The organism is Streptococcus massiliensis DSM 18628 (assembly GCF_000380065.1).
Classification (GTDB): domain Bacteria; phylum Bacillota; class Bacilli; order Lactobacillales; family Streptococcaceae; genus Streptococcus; species Streptococcus massiliensis.
In genome coordinates this window covers 1-7,105 of the sequence record NZ_KB904423.1, presented here as the reverse complement: position 1 = coordinate 7,105, position 7,105 = coordinate 1, and the positions used below count along the sequence as shown (strand labels likewise).

Sequence of the window (7,105 nt, the reverse complement as noted above, 5' to 3'; positions counted from 1 at the left end):
AGAATGTCAGGCGCTTTTATCTCCCCAAGGTAGACAGATTTTCGCTCAACGCAAGATTGATGTGGAACCTGTCTTTGGGCAGATAAAGGCTTGTTTGGGTTACAAGAGATGTAATCTGAGAGGGAAGCGTCAAGTGAGAATTGACATGGGATTGGTACTTATGGCCAATAACCTCCTAAAATACAATAAGAGAACGACTCAAAATTAAAAAGCTAGAGTTCCGCAATTGGGAAGCTCTAGCTTTTTTTGTGGCTGAGAATTATTTTGTCCCAGGCTCTTTGCTTTTACTCTTCAATTTCAATGGCGTCATCCAACTCAAGAACAACTTCTTCTTGTTTCGGTTCTTCTTGTTTCGCGGTTTCAGTTTCTAAGTCTTCTGTTTCTACTCCTTCAATCAAACCGTATTTGACCCGTACTTGGCGGTCAATTTCTTCAAAGATTTCTGGGTGGTCAGCCAAGTATTTCTTGGCATTTTCAGAGCCTTGCCCAATCTTGTCGCCCTTGTAGGAGTACCAAGCCCCTGCCTTTTGGATAATATCCAAATCAGTTGCAATCTTAATCAACTCACCCGTTTTTGAAATCCCTTCGCCATACATGATTTCGACAAAGGCTTCCTTGAACGGCGGAGCGACCTTGTTTTTAACGACCTTAATCTTGGTTTCCTTACCAACATTGGTGTCCTTTTCGTCGCCTGTCCCTTTGATTTGCGTATTTCCACGCACATCTAGACGGACAGAAGCGTAGAACTTGAGCGCGCGTCCACCTGGTGTTGTTTCGGGATTTCCGAACATAATGCCGACCTTTTCCCGTAGTTGGTTGATGAAAATAGCAATGGTCTTGGTTTTGTTAATGGAAGCTGACAACTTACGCATGGCTTGGCTCATCATCCGAGCTTGCAGACCAACGTGGCTGTCACCGATATCGCCATCAATTTCAGCGCGCGGCACCAGGGCTGCCACCGAGTCAACGACAACTAAATCAACAGCACCTGAGTCAATCAATTTCCCAGCGATTTCCAGACCTTGCTCCCCTGAATCCGGCTGAGACAAGAGGAGCTCGTCAATATTTACTCCCAAGGCAGCTGCATAAGCAGGATCCAGAGCGTGCTCAGCATCGATAAAAGCAGCAATTCCGCCTTCTTTTTGCGCTTGCGCAACCGCGTGGAGGGCTACCGTCGTCTTACCAGAACTTTCTGGTCCGTAAATCTCAATAATCCGTCCCTTAGGATAACCACCAGCTCCCAAAGCAATGTCCAGAGCCAGACTTCCTGAGCTCATGACCTGAACTTTTTGCTCAGCTCGCTCACCCAGACGCATAATCGCACCCTTACCAAAATCTTTTTCGATATTTTTTAAGGCATTGTCCAAGGCTTTCTGGCGTTCATCGCCAAATTTTTTCGTAATTTCATCCAATTTTTTTTGTTTTTTCGCCATTTATTTCTCCTGTTTTTTTCTAAAAAGTTGCAAATCGGCACTCTTATCATTATACCAAAATTTAGGCTTTTAATAAAGTCTTTCGTACTAGATTAAAAGCGTGTAGAACAGCAATTTCTCGCACATCTGAGCGACTTCTGCCTGCGATATTGACCCGAACAGACTCGACCTTCTCCGCCGTTGCTAAGCCGATGAAAACCGTCCCTGCAGGCTGCCCTTCCAGACTGTCTGGCCCTGCCACTCCAGTCAAACTCACCGCTAGGTCACTCTCAGTCAGTTTTCGTGCCTGCTCTGCCATTTTTTCAGCCGTGAAAGTCGAGACTACTCCCTGCTCTTTCAAGTCTGCTAGCGGAATGTCCAGCATTTTGCTCTTTTCTTCCATGCTATAAGTGACAAAACCACCCTTGAAAACAGCAGAAGCGCCTGAAAAATCAGCTAAACTAGCTTGAAACAGTCCCGCTGTCAGGCTCTCTGCCGCAGTTATGGTCTTGCCCGTTTCTTTCAGCAAGTCAAAAGTCGTCTTCGCCAAAGAATTATCATCGCCACAGCCATAAAAAAGCTCTGCTAAATTCCCATGCGCCAGAATTTCCTGCTCCACCGTATCCAGCTTGAGATTGGCTAGCTCCTGACTAATCGCCTTGGTCGACAAACGCAGGGTCACTTCACCCGTCTTTGCATAAGGAGCAATGGTCGGGTCGGTCTGCTTGTCAATCAAATCCGCCAAAATCGTAACCAGCTGACTTTCACCAATGCCAAAGAAACGCAAGACACGCTTCGTCACATCGCGAATATCTGCCGCACGTTCTTGCATATATGGGTTGTCTTCCATATTTTCAAAAATCGTGATAAACATGTCTGTGACTTCTTTAAGTCCTGCTTCTGCATTGACTTTTTTATTACGGATGGTTTCTTTGATTTGACCGATCATTTCTGGATCAGCCAAAACCATTAAGTGAGCATCAAAAACTTGCGCTGCCTCTTCACCAAGGCTATCTACTGCTTTCTCCCGAATAAGAGAAAGCTCGTTTTGAGAAGCTTCAAGAGCCACATCTAAACGAGCTTCCTCTGCGCTTGTATCCTCAACTGAAACAGTTTCAAATGACAAGTCTGGTTGAACAAGTAGATATGCCTTTGCAACAGCAACACCGTCAGATGCTGCAATTCCTTTAAGCATTTCTGTCATGTTTTATGCCAACCCTTCTTTTTCCATAGTTTCTGTGATAGCAGTAAGAGCATCGTCAGCATCAGCACCTTCAGCTGAAATCACAACATCAGCACCTTGACCAACGCCAAGACTCATTACGCCCATGATAGATTTCAAGTTTACAGATTTACCTTTGTATTCAAGAGTAATATCTGAAGCAAATTTGCTAGCTGTTTGAACAAGCAAAGTTGCAGGACGTGCGTGGATACCAGTTTCTGCCACAACGTGGAATTCTTTAGAAGCCATAGTTAGACTCTCCTTTTGTAATCTTTTTTGGGCTTGATAACCCTTACAACTTAGTATTATACCACGGCAGGAAAACTTTTTCAAGAATTTTATGACCTCTCTTTTGTCTTTTTCAGAGAAATTCCTGAAATACTCGTGAAAGTTCTTTGTTTTGCCTAACCACTTTAAATATGCTATCAAAACAACTTGCAAAAACACCAGATTTATTTTTTATAATAGCTCTCAAGCCTCTACGCCATTTGCTTTCACGTGTTTTCTGTTTTAAAGTTATACTACAAAAACACTATATATTGTGTTTGAATTTCCAACAAAAAGATTTTGAGCACAAAATATTGACATTTTCCTTGTTTCTGGTATACTGATTACAGAATTTATTTTTTCAGGAGTTTAGACTTATGGTAACCATTTATTCAAAAAATAATTGTGTCCAATGCAAGATGACAAAACGCTTTTTAGATACAAATCATGTAGAATATCGCGAAATCAATCTGGACGAACAGCCAGAATATATCGCTCACGTGAAAAATCTTGGTTTTTCTGCTGCACCAGTCATTCAAACACCGACTGAAAGCTTTTCTGGTTTTCAGCCAGCAAAATTGAAAAACTTAGCTTAATTCTTCTATTTCATAAATAGAAGACCTTTCTTTTTTTGTGCTTTTTAAAAAACTTAGATAGGAATTTTTATGGGATTAAAAAATCTAAGCGACGTATCATATTTCCGCTTAAACAACGAAATCAACCGTCCGATCAACGGGCAAATCATGCTCCACAAGGACAAGGAAGCCTTGGACGCTTTCTTTAAAGAAAATGTTGAGCCAAACACCAAGTCCTTCTCTTCTATTACTGAAAAAATCAACTATCTAATAGAAGAAAATTATTTGGAAGAGGCTTTCATTAAACTCTACCGTCCCGAATATATTGAGGAATTGACAGCTTTCATCCATGAGCAGGATTTTCATTTTAAATCCTTCATGGCAGCTTACAAATTCTACAATCAATACGCCCTCAAGACTAACGACGGCGAGTACTATTTGGAAAGTATGGAAGATCGCGTTCTTTTTAACGCCCTCTACTTTGCCAACGGTGATGAAGAGATTGCCAAGAACATCGCCAACGAAATTATCCACCAGCGTTATCAGCCAGCGACACCAAGTTTCCTCAATGCGGGACGCGCGCGCCGTGGTGAATTGGTTTCGTGCTTTCTTATCCAAGTAACGGACGACATGAACTCAATCGGTCGCTCCATTAACTCAGCTCTGCAACTGTCTCGTATCGGAGGCGGGGTCGGCATTTCCCTCAGCAACCTGCGAGAAGCCGGTGCTCCAATCAAGGGTTACGAGGGAGCAGCATCTGGTGTCGTTCCTGTCATGAAGCTCTTTGAAGACAGCTTCTCCTACTCTAACCAACTGGGACAACGCCAAGGGGCTGGTGTGGTTTACCTCAATGTCTTCCACCCTGACATTGTCGCTTTCCTTTCTACCAAAAAGGAAAATGCGGATGAGAAAGTGCGGGTCAAGACCTTGTCTCTCGGTGTGGTCATTCCTGATAAATTCTACGAATTGGCACGCAAAAACGAGGACATGTACCTCTTCAGCCCTTACTCAATCGAGCGTGAATACGGCCTTCCTTTCGCTTATATTGACATCACGGAAAAATACGATGAGCTAGTTGCCAATCCTAAGATTACCAAGACCAAGATTAAGGCACGCGATTTGGAAACAGAAATTTCCAAGTTGCAGCAAGAATCTGGCTACCCTTATGTCGTCAATATTGACACGGCTAACTGCGCTAATCCAGTGGACGGCAAGATTATCATGAGTAACCTTTGCTCGGAAATCCTTCAAGTACAAGAGCCGAGCCTCATCAACGATGCGCAAGAATTTCTGAAAATGGGAACGGACGTTTCATGTAACCTGGGCTCAACCAATGTGGTCAACATGATGACTTCGCCTGACTTTGGAAAATCAATCCGCACTATGACCCGCGCGCTGACCTTCGTTACGGACAGCTCACACATCAAGGCCGTGCCAACCATTGACCACGGTAACAGCCAAGCGCATACCTTTGGACTAGGGGCAATGGGTCTCCACAGCTATCTGGCGCAACAGCTCATTGATTACGGGTCAGCTGAAGCCGTGGAATTTACCAGCATCTACTTTATGCTCATGAACTACTGGACTTTGGTCGAGTCAAACAATATCGCTCGCGAACGCGGCGTGACTTTCCATAACTTTGAAAAATCGGACTACGCTAACGGTACTTACTTTGATAAATATCTAACGGACAAATATCTGCCAAAATTAGACCGCGTCAAAGAATTGTTTGAAGGAATTTTCATCCCGACAGCTAGCGACTGGGCGGCTCTTCGTGACAAGGTCATGGCAGACGGACTTTACCACCAAAACCGCTTAGCAGTGGCGCCAAACGGCTCTATCAGCTACATCAACGATGTCTCTGCTTCAATCCACCCAATTACGCAGCGGATTGAAGAACGCCAAGAAAAGAAAATCGGAAAGATTTACTATCCAGCGGCTGGGCTTTCTACCGAGACCATTCCCTACTATACCAGCGCTTACGATATGGACATGCGCAAGGTGATTGATGTTTACGCTGCAGCAACTGAGCACGTAGACCAAGGGCTCTCGCTCACGCTCTTTATGCGCAGCGATATTCCACAAGGCATCTACGAATGGAAGCACGAAAGCAAGCAAACCACGCGCGACCTATCAATTTTGCGCAACTATGCCTTTAACAAAGGCATCAAGTCAATCTACTATGTCCGTACCTTTACGGATAATGGAGACGAAGTCGGCGCCAACCAATGCGAAAGCTGTGTGATTTAGGGACTAGGACAAAAGCCAGAAAATCTCTGATTTTGCTTTGTCGTCCTACCATGCAAGGTTGACTAGGCTTGTCACGAGCTTGAAAAAGCGTAGGGAGAAGCCAGACAACTACTGCGCTACAAACTTTTAGATTATGTAAAAAGGAACCACTATGAACACTTACTACAAAGCCATAAACTGGAATGCTATCGAGGACATTATTGATAAGTCAACTTGGGAAAAGCTGACCGAGCAATTCTGGCTGGACACGCGCATCCCCTTGTCCAACGACTTGGACGACTGGAGAAAATTGTCCCACAAGGAAAAGGACTTGGTTGGTAAGGTCTTTGGCGGCTTGACCCTGCTTGATACCATGCAGTCACAATCAGGTGTTGAAGCCATCCGCGGCGATGCGCGCACACCGCACGAGGAAGCCGTCCTCAATAATATCCAATTCATGGAATCTGTCCATGCTAAGTCTTACTCATCTATCTTTTCGACCCTCAACACCAAGGCGGAAATTGATGAAATCTTCGAATGGACCAATACCAATCCTTATCTACAAAAGAAGGCGGAAATTGTCAACGAAATCTACCTCAATGGCAATGCCTTAGAGAAGAAAGTTGCTAGCGTTTTTCTGGAAACCTTCCTCTTCTACTCTGGTTTCTTCACGCCGCTCTACTATTTGGGCAATAACAAACTTGCCAACGTCGCTGAAATTATCAAGCTGATTATCCGCGATGAATCGGTTCACGGAACTTACATCGGCTACAAATTCCAGCTGGGCTTTAACGAATTGTCCGAAGAAAAGCAAAACAACTTCCGCGACTGGATGTATGACCTGCTCTACAAGCTCTACGAAAACGAAGAAGGCTATACGGAAAGCCTCTATGACAGTGTCGGCTGGACCGAGGAAGTCAAAACCTTTCTCCGTTACAATGCCAATAAGGCACTGATGAACTTGGGGCAAGACCCGCTCTTTCCTGACACAGCTGACGATGTCAATCCAATCGTCATGAACGGTATCTCGACCGGAACCAGCAACCACGACTTCTTCTCGCAAGTCGGAAATGGCTACCTGCTCGGTGAAGTCGAAGCCATGCAAGACGACGATTATCTTATGGGATTATAAATATCAAGAGCCTGGGACAATAGTCCCTTATCTCCAAAAAAAGCAACGGCAAATCCGTTGCTTTTTTGCATGGTTGCGATAGTCTTGGTAAAATAGAATTGCACAATAAACCATTTAGAAAGGCTATCCCATGCATATTCACTATAACACAAATCAAACAACTTTACCACTAGAAATCAGTTCTTTCTTGCCACAAGACCATCTCGTCTTTACGATTGAAAAAGTGGTGAATACTTTGGAGGATTGTCACTTCCACGCCTTCTATCAT

7 protein-coding genes and 2 pseudogenes are annotated in these 7,105 nt (G+C 44.1%); 4 read left to right on the top strand and 5 right to left on the bottom strand.

Annotated features, from left to right (window positions below; all coding sequences use genetic code 11):
* Positions 1 to 208: transposase (locus A3I3_RS0108735; RefSeq protein WP_018371614.1), on the top strand; the 208-nt coding region annotated here is incomplete at its 5' end.
* A 76-nt stretch (positions 209 to 284) separates the two neighbouring features.
* Here A3I3_RS0108735 and recA read toward each other — a convergent pair.
* From recA to A3I3_RS0108720, 4 genes and pseudogenes are all read right to left on the bottom strand, one after another.
* Positions 285 to 1,433 carry a recombinase RecA gene (gene recA / locus A3I3_RS0108730; RefSeq protein ID WP_018371615.1) on the bottom strand — a complete coding sequence of 383 codons (1,149 nt, stop codon included), beginning with the start codon at positions 1,431 to 1,433 and terminating at the stop codon, positions 285 to 287.
* Between the two features lie 61 nt (positions 1,434 to 1,494).
* Positions 1,495 to 2,205 (bottom strand): annotated as a pseudogene (locus tag A3I3_RS11185) (nicotinamide-nucleotide amidohydrolase family protein); the annotation flags it as partial.
* A 39-nt stretch (positions 2,206 to 2,244) separates the two neighbouring features.
* Positions 2,245 to 2,607: pseudogene (locus A3I3_RS11180) on the bottom strand (phosphoenolpyruvate-utilizing N-terminal domain-containing protein); the annotation flags it as partial.
* A gap of 12 nt (positions 2,608 to 2,619) precedes the next feature.
* Entirely contained in the window at positions 2,620 to 2,883 is a 264-nt protein-coding gene (locus tag A3I3_RS0108720; protein ID WP_018372328.1) for a phosphocarrier protein HPr, read from the bottom strand.
* A gap of 395 nt (positions 2,884 to 3,278) precedes the next feature.
* On the opposite strand from A3I3_RS0108720, the gene nrdH reads away from it, so the two are divergent.
* The 3 genes from nrdH to nrdF all read left to right on the top strand — a co-directional run bounded on the left by nrdH (position 3,279) and on the right by nrdF (position 6,837).
* Positions 3,279 to 3,497 carry a glutaredoxin-like protein NrdH gene (gene nrdH, locus A3I3_RS0108715; protein WP_018372327.1) on the top strand — a complete coding sequence of 73 codons (219 nt, stop codon included), beginning with the start codon at positions 3,279 to 3,281 and terminating at the stop codon, positions 3,495 to 3,497.
* Positions 3,498 to 3,566: 69 nt separating this feature from the next.
* Complete coding sequence (gene nrdE / locus A3I3_RS10300) at positions 3,567 to 5,726, top strand: class 1b ribonucleoside-diphosphate reductase subunit alpha (protein WP_018372326.1); 2,160 nt, start codon at positions 3,567 to 3,569, stop codon at positions 5,724 to 5,726.
* Between the two features lie 151 nt (positions 5,727 to 5,877).
* Positions 5,878 to 6,837 carry a class 1b ribonucleoside-diphosphate reductase subunit beta gene (nrdF, locus tag A3I3_RS0108700; RefSeq protein ID WP_018372325.1) on the top strand — a complete coding sequence of 320 codons (960 nt, stop codon included), beginning with the start codon at positions 5,878 to 5,880 and terminating at the stop codon, positions 6,835 to 6,837.
* On the opposite strand, the gene A3I3_RS11175 is transcribed toward nrdF, so the two are convergent.
* Complete coding sequence (locus A3I3_RS11175; protein ID WP_018372324.1) at positions 6,819 to 7,007, bottom strand: hypothetical protein; 189 nt, start codon at positions 7,005 to 7,007, stop codon at positions 6,819 to 6,821. The genes nrdF and A3I3_RS11175 overlap by 19 nt on opposite strands.
* Positions 7,008 to 7,105 lie beyond the last annotated feature (98 nt).

Excerpts from the sequence above, each read along its gene's own strand:
- recA (WP_018371615.1), bottom strand. The coding sequence starts at position 1,433 with ATGGCGAAAAAACAAAAAAAATTGGATGAAATTACGAAAAAATTTGGC.
- A3I3_RS0108720 (WP_018372328.1), bottom strand. The coding sequence starts at position 2,883 with ATGGCTTCTAAAGAATTCCACGTTGTGGCAGAAACTGGTATCCACGCA.
- nrdH (WP_018372327.1), top strand. The coding sequence starts at position 3,279 with ATGGTAACCATTTATTCAAAAAATAATTGTGTCCAATGCAAGATGACA.
- nrdE (WP_018372326.1), top strand. The coding sequence starts at position 3,567 with ATGGGATTAAAAAATCTAAGCGACGTATCATATTTCCGCTTAAACAAC.
- nrdF (WP_018372325.1), top strand. The coding sequence starts at position 5,878 with ATGAACACTTACTACAAAGCCATAAACTGGAATGCTATCGAGGACATT.